The organism is uncultured Methanobrevibacter sp. (genome assembly GCF_902774605.1).
In the GTDB taxonomy this organism is placed as follows: Archaea; Methanobacteriota; Methanobacteria; order Methanobacteriales; family Methanobacteriaceae; genus Methanocatella.
Genome location: NZ_CACYJE010000006.1, coordinates 50,349 through 68,921 on the forward strand (window position 1 = coordinate 50,349; position 18,573 = coordinate 68,921).

Annotated in this window: 25 protein-coding genes; 3 read left to right on the plus strand and 22 right to left on the minus strand. The window is 40.5% G+C overall.

The genetic code is table 11. The features are described 5' to 3' along the window. Positions 1-8 precede the first annotated feature (8 nt). Both QZU77_RS02590 and QZU77_RS02595 read left to right on the plus strand, forming a co-directional pair. Complete coding sequence (locus tag QZU77_RS02590) at positions 9-815, plus strand: class I SAM-dependent methyltransferase (RefSeq protein WP_295599581.1); 807 nt, start codon at positions 9-11, stop codon at positions 813-815. Beyond that, positions 812-1,585 carry a PhzF family phenazine biosynthesis protein gene (locus QZU77_RS02595; RefSeq protein ID WP_295599585.1) on the plus strand — a complete coding sequence of 258 codons (774 nt, stop codon included), beginning with the start codon at positions 812-814 and terminating at the stop codon, positions 1,583-1,585. Before QZU77_RS02590 ends, QZU77_RS02595 begins: the two co-directional genes overlap by 4 nt. A 192-nt stretch (positions 1,586-1,777) precedes the next feature. On the opposite strand, the gene QZU77_RS02600 is transcribed toward QZU77_RS02595, so the two are convergent. The 3 genes from QZU77_RS02600 to hcp all read right to left on the minus strand — a co-directional run bounded on the left by QZU77_RS02600 (position 1,778) and on the right by hcp (position 3,611). After that, a complete protein-coding gene (locus QZU77_RS02600) occupies positions 1,778-1,894 on the minus strand; it encodes a rubredoxin-like domain-containing protein (RefSeq protein ID WP_295599588.1) in 117 nt (38 codons plus the stop codon). A 75-nt stretch (positions 1,895-1,969) separates the two neighbouring features. Continuing rightward, positions 1,970-2,299: a cupin domain-containing protein gene (locus QZU77_RS02605; RefSeq protein ID WP_295599591.1), complete on the minus strand. Its 330-nt coding sequence runs from the start codon at positions 2,297-2,299 to the stop codon at positions 1,970-1,972. A 4-nt stretch (positions 2,300-2,303) separates the two neighbouring features. Continuing rightward, complete coding sequence (gene hcp, locus QZU77_RS02610) at positions 2,304-3,611, minus strand: hydroxylamine reductase (RefSeq protein WP_295599594.1); 1,308 nt, start codon at positions 3,609-3,611, stop codon at positions 2,304-2,306. A gap of 119 nt (positions 3,612-3,730) precedes the next feature. Here hcp and QZU77_RS02615 point away from each other — a divergent pair, with 119 nt between their 5' ends. Further along, on the plus strand, positions 3,731-4,513 hold the full coding sequence (locus QZU77_RS02615) for a TrmB family transcriptional regulator (protein ID WP_295599597.1): 783 nt from the start codon (positions 3,731-3,733) through the stop codon (positions 4,511-4,513). Here the strand turns inward: QZU77_RS02615 and QZU77_RS02620 are convergent. From QZU77_RS02620 to QZU77_RS02710, 19 genes are all read right to left on the minus strand, one after another. Continuing rightward, positions 4,508-6,025: a putative glycoside hydrolase gene (locus QZU77_RS02620; protein WP_295599600.1), complete on the minus strand. Its 1,518-nt coding sequence runs from the start codon at positions 6,023-6,025 to the stop codon at positions 4,508-4,510. The genes QZU77_RS02615 and QZU77_RS02620 overlap by 6 nt on opposite strands. A 37-nt stretch (positions 6,026-6,062) precedes the next feature. Beyond that, positions 6,063-6,860, minus strand: a complete 798-nt coding sequence (locus tag QZU77_RS02625; RefSeq protein ID WP_295599603.1) for an ADP-ribosylglycohydrolase family protein — start codon at positions 6,858-6,860, stop codon at positions 6,063-6,065. Positions 6,861-7,204: 344 nt separating this feature from the next. Continuing rightward, positions 7,205-8,185, minus strand: a complete 981-nt coding sequence (gene idsA / locus QZU77_RS02630) for a short chain isoprenyl diphosphate synthase IdsA (protein ID WP_295599606.1) — start codon at positions 8,183-8,185, stop codon at positions 7,205-7,207. Between the two features lie 12 nt (positions 8,186-8,197). Continuing rightward, entirely contained in the window at positions 8,198-9,541 is a 1,344-nt protein-coding gene (locus QZU77_RS02635) for an RNase J family beta-CASP ribonuclease (RefSeq protein ID WP_295599609.1), read from the minus strand. A gap of 3 nt (positions 9,542-9,544) precedes the next feature. Further along, on the minus strand, positions 9,545-10,591 hold the full coding sequence (gene fni / locus QZU77_RS02640) for a type 2 isopentenyl-diphosphate Delta-isomerase (RefSeq protein ID WP_295599612.1): 1,047 nt from the start codon (positions 10,589-10,591) through the stop codon (positions 9,545-9,547). A 3-nt stretch (positions 10,592-10,594) separates the two neighbouring features. Next, positions 10,595-11,395, minus strand: a complete 801-nt coding sequence (locus tag QZU77_RS02645; RefSeq protein WP_295599615.1) for an isopentenyl phosphate kinase — start codon at positions 11,393-11,395, stop codon at positions 10,595-10,597. Positions 11,396-11,399: 4 nt separating this feature from the next. After that, positions 11,400-12,362, minus strand: a complete 963-nt coding sequence (gene mvk, locus QZU77_RS02650) for a mevalonate kinase (protein WP_295599618.1) — start codon at positions 12,360-12,362, stop codon at positions 11,400-11,402. A gap of 9 nt (positions 12,363-12,371) precedes the next feature. Next, complete coding sequence (locus QZU77_RS02655) at positions 12,372-13,220, minus strand: MEMO1 family protein (RefSeq protein WP_295599621.1); 849 nt, start codon at positions 13,218-13,220, stop codon at positions 12,372-12,374. 10 nt (positions 13,221-13,230) lie between these two features. Further along, the gene (gene rpsB / locus QZU77_RS02660; RefSeq protein ID WP_292792411.1) at positions 13,231-13,833 is read right to left on the minus strand and encodes a 30S ribosomal protein S2; all 603 of its coding nucleotides are present in this window, start codon (positions 13,831-13,833) and stop codon (positions 13,231-13,233) included. Positions 13,834-13,848: 15 nt separating this feature from the next. Further along, positions 13,849-14,043 carry a 4Fe-4S dicluster domain-containing protein gene (locus QZU77_RS02665; RefSeq protein ID WP_295599626.1) on the minus strand — a complete coding sequence of 65 codons (195 nt, stop codon included), beginning with the start codon at positions 14,041-14,043 and terminating at the stop codon, positions 13,849-13,851. Between the two features lie 25 nt (positions 14,044-14,068). Beyond that, positions 14,069-15,313, minus strand: coding sequence for a phosphopyruvate hydratase (gene eno / locus QZU77_RS02670; RefSeq protein WP_295599629.1), 1,245 nt, complete (start codon positions 15,311-15,313; stop codon positions 14,069-14,071). Between the two features lie 131 nt (positions 15,314-15,444). After that, on the minus strand, positions 15,445-15,642 hold the full coding sequence (locus QZU77_RS02675; protein ID WP_295599632.1) for a DNA-directed RNA polymerase subunit K: 198 nt from the start codon (positions 15,640-15,642) through the stop codon (positions 15,445-15,447). A 63-nt stretch (positions 15,643-15,705) separates the two neighbouring features. Continuing rightward, positions 15,706-15,876, minus strand: a complete 171-nt coding sequence (locus tag QZU77_RS02680) for a DNA-directed RNA polymerase subunit N (protein WP_042694539.1) — start codon at positions 15,874-15,876, stop codon at positions 15,706-15,708. A gap of 44 nt (positions 15,877-15,920) precedes the next feature. Beyond that, positions 15,921-16,322, minus strand: a complete 402-nt coding sequence (locus tag QZU77_RS02685) for a 30S ribosomal protein S9 (protein ID WP_295599637.1) — start codon at positions 16,320-16,322, stop codon at positions 15,921-15,923. A gap of 17 nt (positions 16,323-16,339) precedes the next feature. Beyond that, positions 16,340-16,762 (minus strand): 50S ribosomal protein L13, encoded by a 423-nt coding sequence (locus tag QZU77_RS02690; protein ID WP_295599648.1) that lies wholly within the window; start codon positions 16,760-16,762, stop codon positions 16,340-16,342. A gap of 15 nt (positions 16,763-16,777) precedes the next feature. Continuing rightward, positions 16,778-17,143 (minus strand): 50S ribosomal protein L18e, encoded by a 366-nt coding sequence (locus tag QZU77_RS02695; RefSeq protein WP_295599641.1) that lies wholly within the window; start codon positions 17,141-17,143, stop codon positions 16,778-16,780. Beyond that, entirely contained in the window at positions 17,143-17,976 is an 834-nt protein-coding gene (locus QZU77_RS02700) for a DNA-directed RNA polymerase subunit D (RefSeq protein ID WP_295599644.1), read from the minus strand. Before QZU77_RS02700 ends, QZU77_RS02695 begins: the two co-directional genes overlap by 1 nt. A gap of 15 nt (positions 17,977-17,991) precedes the next feature. Continuing rightward, positions 17,992-18,384, minus strand: a complete 393-nt coding sequence (locus tag QZU77_RS02705) for a 30S ribosomal protein S11 (RefSeq protein WP_069574667.1) — start codon at positions 18,382-18,384, stop codon at positions 17,992-17,994. An 11-nt stretch (positions 18,385-18,395) separates the two neighbouring features. Beyond that, positions 18,396-18,573 (minus strand): S4 domain-containing protein (locus QZU77_RS02710; RefSeq protein WP_295599651.1); only part of this gene is annotated, 178 nt, incomplete at its 5' end.

The window sequence follows — 18,573 nt, forward strand, 5'->3', positions numbered from 1 at the left end:
GTGATACCATGAGACAATGTATTGAAAACCCGAATGATGTTGACTGGACTGCATTTTGGGCTGAAAAGCTTGAAGGCAAAAAGGACAAGGATTGGGATAAGGCGGCGCCTGGATTCTTTAAGCGCACACGCAAGGAGGACTATCAGATAGCATTGTTCGACAAGCTCATCCTTGATGAAAACGACACTGTCCTTGATGTGGGCTGCGGCGAAGGGTCAGTGACCATACCTATTGCCAAAAGGGTCAAAAGAGTCATTGGGATTGATTCCTCCCCTAAAATGCTGGAGTATCTTGAAAAAAGAGCAGGCGAAAATGATATTGACAACATTGAAACCATCCTGAAGCCCATTGAGGAAATCAGTTATGATGAAATAGGCGATGTTGACGTTGTGGTGTGTTCAAGGTCCCTGAATGGAATCATCCCCATTGAGGAAGTGCTATGTGAATTGGACAAGATAGCCAACAAGTATGTTTTCATAACCATTTTCGGGCCGGAAAACAAGAAAATCGAGAAGGATTTCGATAGGGAGCTTGGAATCAAGACCGAGGATTTTCCGGATTACAATTATTTCTTCAACATACTCTTCAACATAGGAATCTATGCGAATGTCGAGAGGTTTGATTTGAACAATTATCGGGAATATGAAAGCATTGATGAGGCCATGGACAACGGCAAGTTCCGCCTTGACCTGTACAGTGATGAAGAAAAAGAATTATTAAGAGATTATCTGGAAAGGATACTCACTTTTGAAAACGGCAAGTACTTTAATGTCAAGGACAAGGCCGATTGGATCATGATTTGGTGGAAGAAATGAGACAATACATTGTTGATGCATTCACAGGAGAACTGTTTAAGGGCAATCCAGCAGCGGTCTGCATACTTGACGAGTGGATTAGCGATGAGCTGATGCAGAACATTGCTGTTGAAAACAACTTATCTGAAACCGCCTTTGCAGTTAAAGCTGATGATTATTATCATATCCGATGGTTCACTCCTGGAGGCGAGGTTGACCTTTGCGGCCATGCAAGCCTTGCAACTGCTTATGTGATACTCAATTTCTACGAGGACACTCCAAAGGTTCATTTCAAGACAAAAGATGATGTTGATTTAATCATAACAAGAAATGGCGAACTGTATGAAATGGAGTTTCCCGCTTATGAACTTGAGGAGGTTGAAATCACAGGCAAAATCATTGATGCATTGGGAGTCATGCCCCGGGAGGTTTACAGGTCACGTGACTTGCTGTGCGTTCTTGAGAGTGCTGATGATGTTGTCGGTTTCAAGCCGGATTTGGACAAGTTGGAGAAGTTGGACGGATTGCTGGTGCACATTACTGCCAAAGGCGAGAGTCATGATTGTGTTTCAAGGTCTTTCGCTCCAAGATTGAACATTGCCGAGGATCCGGTTTGCGGTTCGGGGCATTGTCATATTGCACCTTACTGGTCCGGACGGTTAAATAAGAATGAAATCATTGCTTATCAGGCTTCCAAGCGTAGTGGAATCCTGTATTGCAGAGTAGTTGACGACAAGGTTTTTCTTGCAGGGAAAGCTGTCCTGTTCAGCACCTGCGAATTGGAACTATGAAAATTTTGAAAATATCGGACGATTTGAAACCATCATTTACTTAAAATAATGATTAATTATTTTTATGATTATTGTAAAAAACAGTTAAAATATCAATCATTTTTATTATTAAATAAAAGAAATGATTGAAAAAAGAATATTTTATTTGTGAAATATAGATGAACCGATAATGTTCTGGAAAAAATGGTGAAGTTAATCTTTAACCTCTTCAAACTGTTCAGGGCCAACGCCACATAACGGGCAAACATAGTCCTCAGGCAATTCATCGCCTTCAAAAATGTAATCGCATACAATACAACGCCACGCCATAAAAAAATCACCTTTAAAAAGTAGAAAGTTATTATCGAGTGTGTTTTCACCCGACAATACTCCTTTTAAATGAATTTAATCAGATTTGATCATGGTTAAAATCATTTTATATGGACTGTTCACTGCCTGAAGCGCGTGCGGTTCGTTTGCAGGCATGATGATTATTTCACCTGCCTTGACAGTGTGCTTAACACCTGAAATTGTTATTTCAGCTTCACCATCGATTATTTGAACCATCGCATCAAAAGGAGCTGAGTGTTCGGACAATCCCTGTCCTTGATCGAAGGCAAAGAATGTTACTGTACCGAGTTCCTTTTTGATTACTTCACGGCTGACTACAGTGTCGTCCTGATATTCAACTAAAGTTTGGATTTCTAAAGCTTTTGCTTTAATATCTTCACTCATACGCCTATTCTCCCATAATTGTTTTAATGTCAGCTATTGCATCTCCAGTGGTTGGAGTGAGGTTGTAGTTTTCGACTAAAACACTTATGATGTCATCGTTACACCATGCAGGGAGCACCGGTCCGAGCCACATGTCGGTTTTTCCGAGGTATAATAATGCCCAGAGCACTGCTGCTGCTTTCTGTTCCATCCAGGAGAGGACGATTGTCAATGGCAATTCGTTCAATTCCATGTCAAATAAGTCGCATAATGCCAGTGCAACATCCACAGCTACAATAGTGTCGTTACATTGACCTACGTCCAGTAGTCTTGGGATTCCTTCAATGTCTCCAAGGTCAAGGTCGTTGAATTTGTATTTTCCGCATGCGAGTGTCAGGATGACTGTGTCTTTAGGCAGGTTTTGCACGAATTCCCTGTAGTAGTCGTTGTGTTTTGCTGCCTTGTCACATCCTCCGACTACGAAGAATCTGGAGATTTTGCCGTCGAGGACAAGTTCCTTGATTTTGTCGGCGTGTTCGACGATTGCTCCTGCACTCCAACCTGTTGTGATAGTGGTCAGTTCTTCAGGTTCGAGGGATCCGAGGGATTTTGCGCATTCGATTACTTCGGAGAAGTCGTAGTCTTCCACGGTTTTTACGCCTTCGAGTTTTGCTACATCCATTGTGAACATTCTTTCCTTGTATGCGTCCAGTGCTGGGAGTACGCAGTTACTGGTTCCAACGATTGCTGCATTGTATTTTTTGAATACGGTTCTTTGGTCGTGCCATGCTCCTCCTAATTGTCCTGCAAGGTTTTCGTACTTGTTGAGTCCAGGGTATCCGTGTGCTGGCAACATTTCTGAGTGGGTGTAGACTTTGATGTCTGTTCCTTCAACCTGTTTTAATAATTCTTCCAATGCCTTTAGGTCGTGACCGGTTACGATGATTGCTGGTCCTTCCTGTGCTCCGACTTTAACTTCCACAGGTTGTGGTTCGCCGTATGCTTCTATGTGTGCGTCCTTGAGCAATCTCATCACGTCAACGCTCACTTTACCTGCTTCGAGTGCGAGTGCCACGAGGTCGTTAACGTCAAAGTTGACGTTGGTCAGTGTAGTGTATAATCCTTTGGTTAAAAATGCATCGATTTCAGGGTTGAATTTTCCTAAAGCGTTTGCATTGTAGTTGTATGCACTTATTCCTTTCATAGTGAAGATTAAGTTATCCTGTAATCTTGCTACGGTTGGTTTCTTACCACAAACTCCACTTACGGTACATCCGGTACCTTTAGCGGTTTGGGAACATTGATAACAAAACATATCTAATCCGTCTGCCATAATAATAACCTCTTTAAATAGTTATAATTATAGGTTGATTTGAAGCATATATAAATATTTTGTCACTTTGCAAGGGTGAAAAGTAACAAATATATATTGGGAATTACAGAACAAATAGCATGGATGAAAACATATCAGTACTAAAAGGAATCGGGCTCACAATGTATGAAGCCCAGGCATACGTCACCCTGACTTCACTAATCTCATCAACAGCAAGCGAAATAGCCGAAGAATCCGGAATCCCAAGAAGCAAAATATATGACGTTTTAAAGGAATTGGCAAAGAAAAACTACATTGACGTGGAGGACGGAAGACCCCTGACATACAATGTCAAGTCACCCGTGGAAGTATTGGGGCGTGAAAGGGAACGAGTGAACAGTGAGATTGACGACACGATAACAAGGCTGACCTATATTTATGAAAACGGCATGAGCCAGGTGCAGGCACCTATATGGAGAATATACGGCGTTGAAAAAATCATAGCCCAGGAACTTGAAATCATTAAAAGGGCGAAAAAGTCAATAAACATGAGAATAGGATTCCTATTCGAAAACGAGGGAGAATCCCTTGTGAAAGCCTTGAAAAACAGGACAGACCTGAAAATAAACATCCTCGCATCGCCGACATGCTACATCAACAATGAGGAATACGACATCATCGGACTGTTTGCGGAAAATGACATAAACATCCAAAAGGCAGACATCCCATTCGTGAAGCTGATAATATCCGACTCAAAAGAGATGATGCACACCTACACCAAGTTCTCCGAGGACAAGCGAAACGTCATACCTGAAACCGCAATCGGAATCTGGAACAAGTACGAGGACATATCCAGAAACTATGATGAAAGGTTCATGAACCAGTTGAAAAAGTTAAAAAAGAAAAAAGAGAAGAAATTATAATTTCTTAAAGTTCAGCAATGCGGACAAGCCCCAACGGAACAATACAACGCCAGCGGCTCCGCCCTTTTTAGCGTTCTTGGCATCCTTCATCAATGCCTTGTAGGACAGTTTCTTAATGTTTGAATCTGACTTGTAGGTCTGAAGCCCAGCCCAGATTTTAGCGCCCTTGGATTTCTTGGCGAACTGCTTGGTAATCTTCTTGATCCACTTGGAGCTGGCATGATAATTGCCCTTATAAATCATCGGGACAAGAACATCAAGATGCTTGGACATTGTTGAGATGTCCTGCGCATAGTACTTCTTCATGGAACTAGGCTCCGGCATGACCGCCGAGGAAACAATGATTCCAGGATGAACATCCCTTACTGAATGGCTGGCCTTCTCAATGAAGTAATTCACTGCCTTAACGGCATTCTTGTACTTATGAGCATTGCCACCGAATCGGGTGTAATCGAAATGTATCCCATCAACTTCCTTGAATCCGGCGTAATACTTGGCCTTCTTGATTATCTTGTTAATATGCTTATAGTTAATGGCTCCCTTCTTGCTGGATGCATGAACGAACTTTCCGTTCTTGTAGAAAACGGACATCCAAATGTGAACCTGCATGCCATACTTGTGGGCTTTCTTGATCCATTTCAAGACGGTGTTCTTGCCGTACTTGTCAAATACTGTGTGAAGCAGGAATATGTGCTTGGTTCCCCTTTTGGAAAGCTTTTTAAGGTTAACCTTCTTCATGGACCATTTGTTGACCCAGTATCCGTTTCCCTTGGATAGTTTGGACTTGACGACAATGGTCTTGCTGTCGGATGACTCCAGGTATTGTCCATTAGCGTAAAAATAATACTGCAGAGTGTTTGTCCCCTTCTTAAGTGAAACGTAGAATGTTGCAACGCCCTTTGAATTGGTCTTTGCAGTATAGGTTTTTCCGGCTACCTTGATCCTGACGCTTTTGGAAGCGACGGGATTGCCGTAAATGTCAACCAGCTTCAATTGGAAAACAGCCAATATGCCTTCACAGTAATTGGTATTCTTATCGATGAGGTTCAGTGAAGTCTTCAAATCGGATTTCACGGTAAGTGTGGAGGTCCCGTTTGAAGATGTGTAGTTCTCATCACCGTCAAAGAAATATGTGACATTGTAAACTCCGGCCTTAAGCTTGAATTTAATGCTTACCTGCCCATTTAAATCAGTTGTTTTATTATACTTTTCATCATTCAAAGTGATTATGACTGACTTGTTTGCCAAATCGGTTCCGTTGGAAGTCAACTTGACTGTGAAGGTGTCCTCATAATCAACATATGACACTTTATCCTCCGCTGAAATCTCGGTTGATGACTTGTTCGCATCAGCATTGTCTTCAACATCACCGACTGACAGCAATTCCATATCACTGTCCTCATCAGCGGAAGTCAAATTATCGCAAGTTGCATTTTCACTTGCAGATATTGCACAAATAGATAAAAATAATGTTAAAAGAATAATAAAACTGAATATTATTCTATTTCTCATATATTCACTCCATGTTAAACATAGATGTTCAATATACTTAAATGTTTTGTAACATGAATTTCTCTTCAAATTCCATGAACACGTCCAAAAGGAAATCATCCAGACGCATCACGGATTCCTCCACAATATTTTGAGGAACATCCCAATATGCAGAGGCAATGCTTCCCGCAATGGCCGCTTGAGTGTCTGCATCACCGCCAAGAGAAACAGTGTTTCTGATAGTGTCTTCATAGTCATCAGCCTCTAAAAAACATATTATGGACTCAGGGACACTGCCCTGGCATGAAACATCGAAATTGTAGATTGGCCTAATCTCATCTAGAGGAACGGATAAGTTATAGCCGTATTCCCTTTCGACATGATTTTTAATCTCATCCTTGGTTCCGCCTGCCCTTGCAAGGTAGATTGCATCTGCTGTTGCCAATGCCCCCTTGATTCCTTCGGGATGATCGTGGGTGACAATGGCGGATAGCCTTGCAAGCTCATGTGCTTCCTCAAATGAGTCGGCAGCCCATACGCATGGTGAAACCCTCATCGCCGAACCGTTTCCCCAGCTGCCGTATGGCTTTGATGACTCGTCGAAAATCCATTTGATGAATCTTCCGCCGTAGCCTGCATTGGGATATTGATTGCCGAAAAACTTAAGATTATCTATCAGAACGTCTTTTGAGGTCTTATCCTCGCATAGCCATTTGGCTATTGCAAGTGTCATAACAGTGTCATCAGTGAATTGTGACCGGTTATTGAATAAATCAAATTCTTTTGTTTTGATTGAGTGGAATTCATAGGGAGACCCTATAATATCCCCACATATTGCTCCAATTATTCCTTTCATGAATATAAATTGTGTATAAAACATTTAAATAATTTATTGTTTGGGAGTGAAATATTGTTTTGAGAATGAAAAATTGACCTCAAATCAAAGAAAAATCATAAATAAAAAGAGTAACATAACAATATTTGATAGTGCTTAGGCATTATCCCAAACACGGAAATTTCTATTTGGCGTTTTCAAAAATTCATCCAAATACTCACTTCTTTGAAAAAAAACATGTTACTTTAAAAATAGAAATTTCAAATCTCGACTGACATAAAAAGTGTATTAATACCCGAGTTTTTGATTCCATGTTCTGCATGGAATCACTAATTTTTTAAAAAAAAGAGAATAAATGAGAGAGTTTAGGAACTTCTCCCAAGTACGAAATCAGCAATGTCTGCAAGCACTTGTTTAGACTCATTGTCAGGCAATATTTCAAGCACTTCTTTAGCCTTGTCAACTGATTCCAAAGCCAAATTGCGAGCATATTCAATGGCTCCGCAATCTGTTAAAAATTGAATGGCCTCATCCACTTCTTCGGGTGAATTGTTTTCAGCTTTTAAGATTTCAAGCAATCTTCCGGAATCATCACTGGCCAAACCCTTAATTGCAATGATAGTCATCTTGCCCTTGCCGATGTCGGAACCGATCGGCTTGCCTAATGTTTCCTCATCGGAGGCAAGGTCAAGGTAATCGTCCTGAATCTGGAATGCAAGACCTATCAATCTGCCGTATTCATACATTGCATCAATGACTTCATCATCAGCTCCACCCATGATTGCGCCTGCTTTAGTTGCGGCTGCAATAAGTGCACCTGTCTTTTTGAAAATCATTTCCATGTACTCGTCCTCGGTCACATCGAACCTTTCCTCAAAGCCCATGTCCAATGCCTGACCTTCACAGATTTTAACGCATGCATCAGCAACAGTGGCCAAAGCCTTGTTGTTCTGCTCTGAACTGGTGTCTTCGGAACGGATGATTATCTCAAAAGCCTTAGAGAATAATGTGTCCCCTGCAAGAATTGCAACGTCATCGCCCCAAACCTTGTGGACTGAAGGCATTCCCCTTCTCATGTCATCCTGATCCATGATGTCATCGTGGATAAGTGAAAATGTATGGATCAACTCGATAGCCGCACCAGCTTTAAGAGCGGATTTGCGTTCTCCTCCAACAGCTTCAGCAGTTATCAATGTTAAACCTGGCCTTAACATTTTTCCCCCAGCTCTTGTAAGATAAACGGATGCTTCTGCAAGATTATCTGGAGTAATTGCGGATAATTCTTCTTCAATTGTTTTTGTAATGTCGGTTAAATAATTTCCGAGTACTTCTTTTACATCACTCATTATATCCCTCTTTTAACTTTTAAAAACTTGTGCTTGAGCATTTCTTAGGATATGAATGTCATATCCGATTCTGTATCCTTCCTCTTCCGCTAGTTCAGCATAAGCCGCAAGCATTGATAAGTCCCCGTGGGCAGGTATGATATGCTGAGGCTTCAGCATTCTCAGGAATTCCCTGTGGTCTTCCCTTCCTGCGTGTCCGGAAACGTGAGCATTAGGATAGATTCTTGCACCCTTCAATTTCAATCTCCTCTCCATGATGTGCCTGTTAGCGGCATTTGTAGGGTTTGGAATGATCGGTGCTGAAATAATGATATTGTCTCCCTTCTTGATGTTGAATGGAGTTCTTCCATTGGCAATCCTTGGAAGCAATGCGTCAGGTTCACCTTGGTGGCCTGTAGTTACAAGCAGGTAGTTTGCACGGTCCTCATCGGCCTTCATCAAAGCCCTGTTCACTGCCTTTGGAGAGCCGTAGATGCTTGCGTTCTTAGGCAATTTCAAAATTCCCAATTTCTGTGCAATTCCACAGAACCTTTCCATTGAACGGCCAAGGAAGAATATTTCCCTATGGCTTTTCTTTGCAATGTCAGCTATGGCCTGCACACGCTCAACGTGAGATGAGAATGTGGTGACAATCATACCGGTCTTCTCATGCAAAGGTCCTCTCATAACATCTTCCAGGATGTTTCTTGCGATTCTTTCGGAGTGAGTCTTCACCTCACCGTAATTCTTGGCATTGGTTGTTTCAACTATCAATGCAAGCACACCTTTCCTGCCCAATTCCCTTAGTCTCTTGTAATCAGGCGGCGGTGATACCTTTTGATGATTGTCAAATTTAAAGTCCAATGCATATACTATGACTCCTTCCGGAGTGTGCAATACTGGAAATACAGCTTGTGGAATACTGTGTGTTGACTGTACGAATTCCAGTGTTATGTCTTTTGAAAGCTTCACCTTGCTTCCAGGGTTTAAGACTTTAATCGGGTTGTTTACCTTGAACTTGCGTTCCCCTTTAATCTGCTTTTCAATCAATGCCGCAGTATAAGGAGTTCCGATCAATGGTGCATCATACCTGTGAGCCAATTTGGCAACCGCACCTATGTGGTCCAAGTGACCGTGAGAGAATACTATTCCTTTAACCTTACCATCGACATCCTTCATCAATGTGTCGTCCGGAATAACTCCCCTTTCAATCAAGTCTAAACTATGCATTCTGTCGATATCAGTGTCCTCGTGCATGCTAATCCTGTCGAGGTGAATTCCCATATCAAAAATAACAACATCTTCACCTATGCGGATAGCAGTCATGTTTTTCCCGACTTCCTGATATCCCCCAATAGCGATAACTTCAACGCTCATGTTTTATCTCCTTGAATAAACTTTTGTGTTAATACCTCTCTCATCTAGCCACTCCCTTGTTTTTCCGCGAATGACCAGATTAGATTGTTTCAATTCTTCAATGTTATTTGCTCCAACTAAAAACATAGCAATTCTTAGTGAGTCATTAAATCTATTAATAAATGTGTTTAATGCTTCCTGAGAAGCGCAATTTTTAAGAAATGGCAATGCCATGCCAACTGCATCAGCACCAAGGGCAATAGCCTTGGCGGCTTCAAGACCTGTTCTTATTCCTCCGGATGAAATGACCGGAACATTGACTGCATTGGTTACTTCCACAGTGCTTATCGCTGTTGGAATTCCCCAATCCCAGAACACTTCACCGAGATACCTGTCATCTGCACGGTATGTTTCAACGGCAGCCCAACTGGTTCCTCCGGCACCTTCAATGTCTATAAAGTCAACGCCTGCATCAACCAGTATCTTCGCTGATTCGCCAGATATTCCGCAGCCTGTTTCCTTCGCCAATATTGGAATATCAACGCTTTCAGTGATTTGATGGACCATGTCAATGTATCCTCTTGCATCCAGGTCCCCTTCAGGCTGAATTGATTCCTGAAGAGGATTCAGATGAATTGCAAGAATATCCGCATCCAATATCTCCACTGCCTTTTCTGCAAGGTTCAATTGTGGCGCTCCGATATTGCCCACCAGCAAACAGTCCGGTGCGTTTTCACGAACAACAGTGTAAGTGTCCTCCAATTCAGGATGCTCACAAGCTGCACGTTGAGAGCCAACACCTAAAGCAATGCCATTATTCTCTGCAGCAATAGCCAATTGCTTATTGACATCTTTGGCTGCAGGATGACCGCCAGTGATGGCGGTTATGAATAAAGGTGAGTCTAACTTCTTACCGAAGACTTCGGTTGACAAGTCGATATCGTTCTTGTCTATTTCAGGAAGGACATTATGAATCAGTTCAATGTCCTCAAAACCGGTAGTCTTGTCCTTAAACTCAACGTCATAATTTTCACAAATTAATAAATGCTCTAATTTTCTATCTGAAATCATATATTAATTTCCCCTTGAAATTACAGTTCCTTTAACTTCCTTGTTTTCTAGCACTTTGAAAATATTATCTTCAACTTCAGCATTTATTATTTTAGATTCAATTCCTAAATCTGCTAAATATAAAAGTTCCTTAATCTTGCCGACCATACCGCCGGTCACATCCACATTGGTAGTTCCTTCCAAAGTGTCCAAATCCTCAAGTGATGTGAACTTGTCAAAAAATAGCGCATCCTCATGTGTTTTAGGATTCTTGTTGTAAACCCCATCAACATCTGTTCCCAAAATAACCCTGTCAGGGGTCAAATTAACTGACAGGTACTGGATGATCTGATCGCCTGAAATGACGCAGAACTCCAATTCATCGTCAAGCACAACATCCCCATAAATGACCGGAATGAAACCCTTGCCTAAGTACCTCTTAAACAAATCAAGATTGCCCTTAGTTATTCTTTTGTCATTGGCGGTTATGAAGCTTGAAGCGGGAATTGCAATTGTGGGCAAACCTTGCCTGATGAATGCCTCACAGACAAACATGTTCAGCCTTTTGACCTCATTTTGTATTTCACAAAAGCCCAATCTTTTCTCAGGATATTGTGACTCATCAAAAGCCTCCCCAATCTTGTGTTTCTTAGCTGGGGGATGTCCGAATGAACCTGCACCATGAACAATGATCAGTTCCTTAGAGGAATTGTCAAAAGACCTTTTTATCTCTGATGCGATTCTTTTAAGGCTTGCGGCATCCACTTCACTTTCAATTGAATCCTTATTGGTCAAGATGCTTCCGCCAATCTTTAAAATAATCATTTAATCACTTGTAAACCCTTGAAGAAACTCCTTTACGTGTAAACCTAATCTTTAAAATATTGTCATCACGACTGATTGCCTCTGCAACCTCATCAACCTTGCCCGGGCAAAGCGCAATTATGCTGCCCCCTCCACCTGCACCGGTGGTCTTGGAACCTATTGCACCAGCTTCCCTTGCATTATAAACCATACGGGACAATTCCAAAGTATTGACCCCTAAAACATCAAGAAAACCATGATTAATATTCATCAATTCACCGATCTTGGCAAAATCCCTCTTCAAGATTGCCTGCTTGGCATAGTTGGTCAGGTTGCCCATTGAAGTGATGACAGGATTGATAATCTTCGGATTTCTAGTCTTAAGATTCTTGACACCCTTAACCATCTTGCCTGTATTTCCGTGTTTGGTAGTGTATCCGACAACAAAAGGCACGTTGAAATTGACGTTGAAATGCTCAACCTTCTTGTTCCTTGACAAGTAAACAAGTCCACCATAAGTGGAAACCAAAGTGTCCAGAGGACTTGCAACACCCTGAACGGCCTGTTCAACCATATGCGCGTCATGAGCAAGGGATTTCTTATTGAAACGAATATTATGGTAACGGTATAATGCAGCGAGAGTAGCCACGGTAACGGCTGCTGATGAACCCAAACCTGAACCGATAGGAACGTTTGAATTCAATGTGATGTCGATTGGAGTGTGGTCGTGAACCTTATAAAGAGCTTCTAAAATATATCTAATAATACCTGGTTTTCCTTTCAATAAAATGTATTTCTTATGTTTTGTCAGCAGTTCCGCTTCAAAACCAATGTCAGGAGCCCTGAAAATAGTTGCATCATTATCTGACGGTTTAACGGTAACATATGCCCTTTTGTTAACGGCACCTGCAATAGCAGGTTCACCATAAACTACGGAATGTTCACCAAATAATATAGTTTTAGCCGGAGCAGAAGCCTTAGCAATCATAAATACACCTTATTTAAAAACACCTGAAGCATAACCAACCACTGAAGTAAAATCACCGGTTACATCCCCACTGGTCCCATAAGCCAAAATCTCAGCATCGGTTTTGCCACAACGCTTTGAAAGTGAAATTGTGGTCATGACAGGACCATAACCACACATGGTAATATTGTACTGAACAACCTCTTCAAACAGTTTGAACTCATTCATTTCACCAATGTCCTCAAGAACAAAACCGTCAACCTTGTTTGCCCTTTCGTGAGTGTTAAAATGAGACAGGTCAGTACTTGCAATAACACAATATGACTTGTTTAACCTGTTTCCCGCCTCGAAAATCGCATTGGCGAGATCGTTTGAAGTGACAAAATTTTGATTGCCTATTGTTATAGGCACTATCTTAAAATCAGCAGAAAAATATTGTAGGAAAGGTAGCTGAACTTCAATGCTGTGTTCACGAATATGAGCGGTGAAATCGGCAGAAGCAATGTCTGAAAACTCAATTATGCCTTCAGCAAATTCCTCATCGACTTCAACACTGCCTAATGGAGTAATCCATTCACCCTCATTAAAGACTGAAATCTCGCTACCGTATCCGGTATGGTTTGGACTTAAAATTATAAAAACTTCAGGAAAACCATTCTTAACGATTTCACAATAACCTTTTGAGGCTATTGCACCAGAATATTGATAACCTGCATGCGGAACCATAACGTTGATAGGATACTCTCTACCTTTAAATGAATTCAATTCAGGAATGTATCCTACGCCTGAATCATCTAAAAAACAGCTTTCAATAAGCCTTTTTAGAGTTTCAGGGTCTTCTGGATAGAATGCTCCAGCAACAGCAGGTTGTCTTAACATGTTAACTCACTTAGAATTTAAGTTCGAATTCAGTTGCATCAATATCAAGGTCACCGTCTTCTGGGATGTCTCCTCTTTCTCTTAAGATTTGTCTTGCAAGCAACCAGTAAACTAAAGCGATAGCTTTTCTACCTTTGTTGTTTACAGGCACTGCAATGTCAACGAAACTGAGTAAGTTTTCAGTATCACATAATGCAATAACTGGAATACCATTTTGTTTGGATTCTAAGATAGCTTGTGCGTCTGATCTTGGGTCAGTTACTACAATGATTTTTGGTTCAATGAATTTAGCGTAATTAGGGTTGGTTAAAGTACCAGGGATGAATCTACCAGGAATGGTTTTAGCGCCGGTTAATTCACCGAATTTTTTAACAGGAGCTTGACCGTATTGACGGGTAGCCACTACTAAAATGTCATCTGGGTCATATTTAGCGAGTAATTTTGCGATTTGCCTGATTCTTTCATCGGTTTTTTGAATGTCTAATACGTATAAACCGTCAGATCTTACTCTGAATATGTATTTTTCCATGTCACTAGTTTTTTGCTGGGTACCGATGTGTAATCCAGCAGCTAAATAATTGTCTAAGTCTATTAAAAGTTCTTCATTTACCATATTTTCACCTACAATTTAAAAATCATCTTCAATTTTAATACATTCGTTTGGACAAACGTCCATACATACTTCACAATAACTACATTCTTCAGGATTGTTAATAGTAATCTTATCTCCTTCAAGAACTAATACTTCCATTGGGCAAACGTCAGCACATTCTGCGCAGTCAGCACCATCACATTTATCGTAATCAAGAATTACTTTTGACATAATTTTCAATCTCCAAAACTTTTTTTTAGAATTTACCCATTCTTGAATTTGGAAGTTCTTCCTCTATGCGAATCAACTCATTTAGTTTAGCTATCCTTTCACCACCAATGGCTCCTGTCTTAATCATTGGAGAGTTAAATCCAACAGCCAAGTGGGCAATAGTTTCATCAGTAGTTTCACCAGACCTGTGGGAAACAACAGGCACAATACCATTCTCCTTAGCCAGTTTGACGGTAGCGTGAGTTTCAGATAATGAACCGATTTGATTAGGCTTGATAATGATTGCATTAGCAGCATTCATTTCAATTCCCTTAGCTAAAAGCTCCTTGTTGGTTACGAACAAATCATCACCACAGATTAGGCATTTATCCCCAACCTTGGAGGTCAATTGAGCGAATCCCTCAAAGTCTGATTCATCAAATGGGTCTTCTACATAAAACATTTTATAAGTATCAATAATATCTTTTACGAAATCAATCTGGTCGCCAGTGTCTCGCTTGATATCATCCTGAGCATAAACGTATTTCTGCTCATTCGCATCCCATAATTCGGATGCCGCCATGTCCAAAGCGGGCCTGATTTCAATACCGAGCTCATCGCCAACTTCCTCGCATGCCTGGGATTGAATCTCCAAAGCGTCGATGTTGGTGATGTTAGGCACCCATCCGCCCTCATCGCCCTTACCTCCGGTAAAGGCCTTGTCTTTAGACTGGATCAATTCTTTCAATTTTTTGTGAATAGAAGCATTTGCAAAAATTCCCTCAACCATATTAGTTGCCCCAATAGGAACAACCAGGAATTCCTGGATATCCGGAGCATTAACACCTGCATGAGCACCGCCATTCATCATGTTACCTAAAGGATACGGCAATTCATTAACCAAACTGCCTCCAAGATACTGATACAACGGCATGTTGTATGATGCAGCAGCGGCCTTAGCAACAGCCATGGATATAGCAACAGTGGTGTTGCCGCCAATGGCAGCCAAATTGTCTGTTCCATCAATTTCCCTGAGCACCTCATCAATAGTGGCAATATCGCATGCATCCATTCCAATGAGCTCTGAAGTGATTAAATCCTCCATTTCACTCACTACCAGATCCACTCCCCCTTTCGGAAATGATACTACTTCTCTTGAACCGGTACTCGCTCCGCTTGGTGCAGCAGCCCTGCCATAACCACCCCAAGTTTTCACATCAACTTCGATGGTAGGATTTCCCCTGCTGTCCAAAATCTTGCGAACTCGGACGTCTTCTATTATACTATCCAAAAATAACACCTCAGTGTCAATTCAATTTATTACCAATCGACCTATATCTTGAAAAAATCAGTAAGTTTCTTTATAGAGCCATATTGGTATTTACTATTTTTTTTAAATAATTAAAGAGAAATAGATAAAATCTATTCATCTCTAATAACATCTAATGGTAAAACTCCAGCTTTGAGTTCCTCATATGCTATGTCAATAGGATCCAATGAGTCCTTGATTTCCACTAAGGGCCTAGCACCCATTGAGATTTGAATTGCCCTAGCACCAAGAAGCCTAGCTCTTTCAAACCTTGTTAATTTTTTATTAACATCCATAAATATTACTTCCATTTTTTAGGCATTTATTTTACCAAGATTATAGTTTTATCAAAAAATATCCCTACAACATTTAGTCTATTCCCAGGTTTCCACATGGGAAATCAACATTCTTCTACAACAGTATCTAGTTAAACCTAAATCATCCAAAACATCTTTAGACTTTTCACCAGCAGCTACTCTTTTGTTGTATTCATCAAAGTAGGCTGATACAGGTTTTCCGCAACTTAAGCATCTTATAGGAATCATTTATATCATCTTTTTAATTTAAATAAAATTTAAAGGTACAGAATTTATCTGTAACTTTTTTGTTTACGGGCTCTTGCTCCAGGACCACCGTATTTTTTAGGTTCTGAACGTCTTGGGTCACCTACTAACATGGTTCTGTCGTAGTGAGTGAATTTATCTTTTAAATCCATATCCTGAGACCATTGTACGAGTCCTTTTGCAATTACCATACGTGCAGCTTCAGCTTGACCCATTACTCCTCCACCAATAACATGGATGTTGATATCCACTTCATTAGCTAAGTCTCCAGCTAAGGTTAATGGTTCTTGTAATTTTAAGTTAGCAAGCTCAGGGGAATAAAGTTCTAAAGGAACTTTGTTGATTCTTACTTTACCAGTTCCTTCACGAACAGTACCTCTTGCGATAGCTGTTTTACGTTTTCCACTAGTATGAATAACTTTAACCATAATTACACCTTACTCATCTAAAAGGTAGCTCCTAAAAGTTTGGAGATTTCTCCTAATTCGATACCTTTTTTAATATTTTTGTATTCTGCTTCAGGAACTGAAGTGAGTTCAGCATCAGCATATTCAGCAGGCACGCCAACGAAAGCTTTTAAGCCTTTGAATGCTGTTTTACCTTTGGATTTTTTGAAAGGTAACATTCCTCTTACAGTTCTTCTGAATATGTCGTCCGGCCTTCTTGGGTATTTAGGACCTAAGTCACGAGGGTTAGAGATACTTGCCCTGTCGACTCTTTGTTTGTATTTAGCATAAGCCCAATCCTTGTTACCGGTTAACATGATCTTTTCAGCATTAAGAATTACTACTTCTTCGCCTTCTAAGAGATTTTTACTAGTGATACTAGCTAATCTTCCTAAAACGCATCCTTCTCCGTCTATAATCATCATAACACACATCCCCTATTCCATAATCCTGATGTTTGATCCGCTAGGATTACTTTCCATAATTTCTTCAATTGAGATGCATTCTCCACCAGCACTAGCGATCTTTTCTTGTGCTTTTGCTGAGAATTTTAATGCTACAACATCTACTTTGTTTTCCAAATCACCATTTGATAAAACTTTACCAGGTACTAAAACAGTTTCGCCTTCTTCAGCGTATCTTGCGATGTCTGATAAATTTACTTCAGCAGTTCTCCTGTTAGACCTTTCAAGCCTTTGTGCAACATCTTTCCAAATAGCTGCATCTTCATTTCTTGATTGTTCATAAAGTTTATTAATAAGTTCAATAAGGTTAGGATTTGTTTTTACTACTTTCTTAACCATTATTTACTTCCTCCTTCTTCACTAAATCTGATAAACTTATCCGCTTTTTCACCTAATACGTCACAAGCTTTTAATAAAACTTCTTTAGGAGGCATTGCACCATCAGTTTCGATTCTGAAAATAAAATCGTTTGGACGGAATCCAACATTGATGTATCCGTTGTCTGAAGCCCTTACGCAGCTTTTGCACATGGCGCAGTCTTCAATGTCGAGGATCTTGATCTTTTTGGATCTCCTGTCTGATTTCAATATGCCTCTTGGACATGCTTGAGCACAATCGTAGTCGATTTCAACATCGTCATTGAATGTTATTTCAGGATATTGTTTGTAGGCGCATACTGTAGTCGGCATCCATTTTGCATGGTCCTTACCGTATCCGACTTTTGCCACCGCTTCAATATCAATCTGTTCGTCTTCTTTGAGTTTTACTAAAGGTATAGTGTCGTATACTGGTTTAATTTTTGAGTCAGAAGATTTCAAATCTTTAGAATAAACTACCTTAGGTCCCATTTCTTTCAATTCGAAAAGAATACCTTTCCTGCAGTTGTCCGCCCAGGTTTCGTGTTCTTCATCATATGCCCAACCGTCATCTTCAGGCAACAGCATGCCTTCGAGAGCGTCCAAATCAGAGACTAAAGGAGTTAAACCAAGCCTATGAGCAAGCACCTCATTGAACATTGCGGAATCGTTTCTCACAATATTAACATCTTCAATTGCTATTTTAGGCACATTAACCATTGCGCATCTTCTAATAGCATTAACAAAAGGCACTTCTGCATCACGAACAATGAAAACCATTTCATTATCGCTTTGACTTTTTACTTCTATCTCCATATTAAACCCTTCCGCTTATACTCTTCTTCCTCTTTTACCACCAGGTCTTCCAGTACCGTCGTGAGGAATAGGAGTGATATCTTCGATTTTTCCTATTTTAATTCCAGCTCTTGCTAAAGCACGGATAGTAGCTTGTGCACCAGGTCCTGGACTTCTAGGTCCATTTCCACCAGGAGCTCTAACCTTAATGTGTAATCCAACAAATCCTTTTTCTTTAGCATCATCAGCGATTCTAGTTGCTGCAGCCATTGCTGCGAACGGTGAAGCTTGTTGCCTGTCTGCACGAACAACTTTTCCACCAGACCATTGTGAAATGGTTTCAGCACCAGTAATGTCTGTTACAGTAATAATAGTGTTATTGAATGATGAGTAAATATTAGCTATACCCCATTTTTCATCTTTTGCCATAGTTACACCCTTTATTCTTCTGTATTAGCTTTATTATCCTTACCTTTGTTGTACTCTTCGATCTGTTTAGCTACAGGTGAAGAACGGTAGAAACCGATTTCATCTTCTTGACCGTCTAAAACCACATAACTTGGTGAGTTGATTTTCTTACCGTTTAAAGCAATGTGACCGTGTACAACAAACATTCTT

Bases quoted from the DNA above. Each gene is read 5' to 3' on its own strand.
- QZU77_RS02590 (WP_295599581.1), top strand. From the start codon at position 9: ATGAGACAATGTATTGAAAACCCGAATGATGTTGACTGGACTGCATTT.
- QZU77_RS02595 (WP_295599585.1), top strand. From the start codon at position 812: ATGAGACAATACATTGTTGATGCATTCACAGGAGAACTGTTTAAGGGC.
- QZU77_RS02600 (WP_295599588.1), bottom strand. From the start codon at position 1,894: ATGGCGTGGCGTTGTATTGTATGCGATTACATTTTTGAAGGCGATGAA.
- QZU77_RS02605 (WP_295599591.1), bottom strand. From the start codon at position 2,299: ATGAGTGAAGATATTAAAGCAAAAGCTTTAGAAATCCAAACTTTAGTT.
- hcp (WP_295599594.1), bottom strand. From the start codon at position 3,611: ATGGCAGACGGATTAGATATGTTTTGTTATCAATGTTCCCAAACCGCT.
- QZU77_RS02615 (WP_295599597.1), top strand. From the start codon at position 3,731: ATGGATGAAAACATATCAGTACTAAAAGGAATCGGGCTCACAATGTAT.
- QZU77_RS02620 (WP_295599600.1), bottom strand. From the start codon at position 6,025: ATGAGAAATAGAATAATATTCAGTTTTATTATTCTTTTAACATTATTT.
- QZU77_RS02625 (WP_295599603.1), bottom strand. From the start codon at position 6,860: ATGAAAGGAATAATTGGAGCAATATGTGGGGATATTATAGGGTCTCCC.
- idsA (WP_295599606.1), bottom strand. From the start codon at position 8,185: ATGAGTGATGTAAAAGAAGTACTCGGAAATTATTTAACCGACATTACA.
- QZU77_RS02635 (WP_295599609.1), bottom strand. From the start codon at position 9,541: ATGAGCGTTGAAGTTATCGCTATTGGGGGATATCAGGAAGTCGGGAAA.
- fni (WP_295599612.1), bottom strand. From the start codon at position 10,591: ATGATTTCAGATAGAAAATTAGAGCATTTATTAATTTGTGAAAATTAT.
- QZU77_RS02645 (WP_295599615.1), bottom strand. From the start codon at position 11,395: ATGATTATTTTAAAGATTGGCGGAAGCATCTTGACCAATAAGGATTCA.
- mvk (WP_295599618.1), bottom strand. From the start codon at position 12,362: ATGATTGCTAAGGCTTCTGCTCCGGCTAAAACTATATTATTTGGTGAA.
- QZU77_RS02655 (WP_295599621.1), bottom strand. From the start codon at position 13,220: ATGTTAAGACAACCTGCTGTTGCTGGAGCATTCTATCCAGAAGACCCT.
- rpsB (WP_292792411.1), bottom strand. From the start codon at position 13,833: ATGGTAAATGAAGAACTTTTAATAGACTTAGACAATTATTTAGCTGCT.
- QZU77_RS02665 (WP_295599626.1), bottom strand. From the start codon at position 14,043: ATGTCAAAAGTAATTCTTGATTACGATAAATGTGATGGTGCTGACTGC.
- QZU77_RS02675 (WP_295599632.1), bottom strand. From the start codon at position 15,642: ATGGAAGTAATATTTATGGATGTTAATAAAAAATTAACAAGGTTTGAA.
- QZU77_RS02680 (WP_042694539.1), bottom strand. From the start codon at position 15,876: ATGATTCCTATAAGATGCTTAAGTTGCGGAAAACCTGTATCAGCCTAC.
- QZU77_RS02685 (WP_295599637.1), bottom strand. From the start codon at position 16,322: ATGGTTAAAGTTATTCATACTAGTGGAAAACGTAAAACAGCTATCGCA.
- QZU77_RS02690 (WP_295599648.1), bottom strand. From the start codon at position 16,762: ATGATTATAGACGGAGAAGGATGCGTTTTAGGAAGATTAGCTAGTATC.
- QZU77_RS02695 (WP_295599641.1), bottom strand. From the start codon at position 17,143: ATGGTTAAGAAAGTAGTAAAAACAAATCCTAACCTTATTGAACTTATT.
- QZU77_RS02700 (WP_295599644.1), bottom strand. From the start codon at position 17,976: ATGGAGATAGAAGTAAAAAGTCAAAGCGATAATGAAATGGTTTTCATT.
- QZU77_RS02705 (WP_069574667.1), bottom strand. From the start codon at position 18,384: ATGGCAAAAGATGAAAAATGGGGTATAGCTAATATTTACTCATCATTC.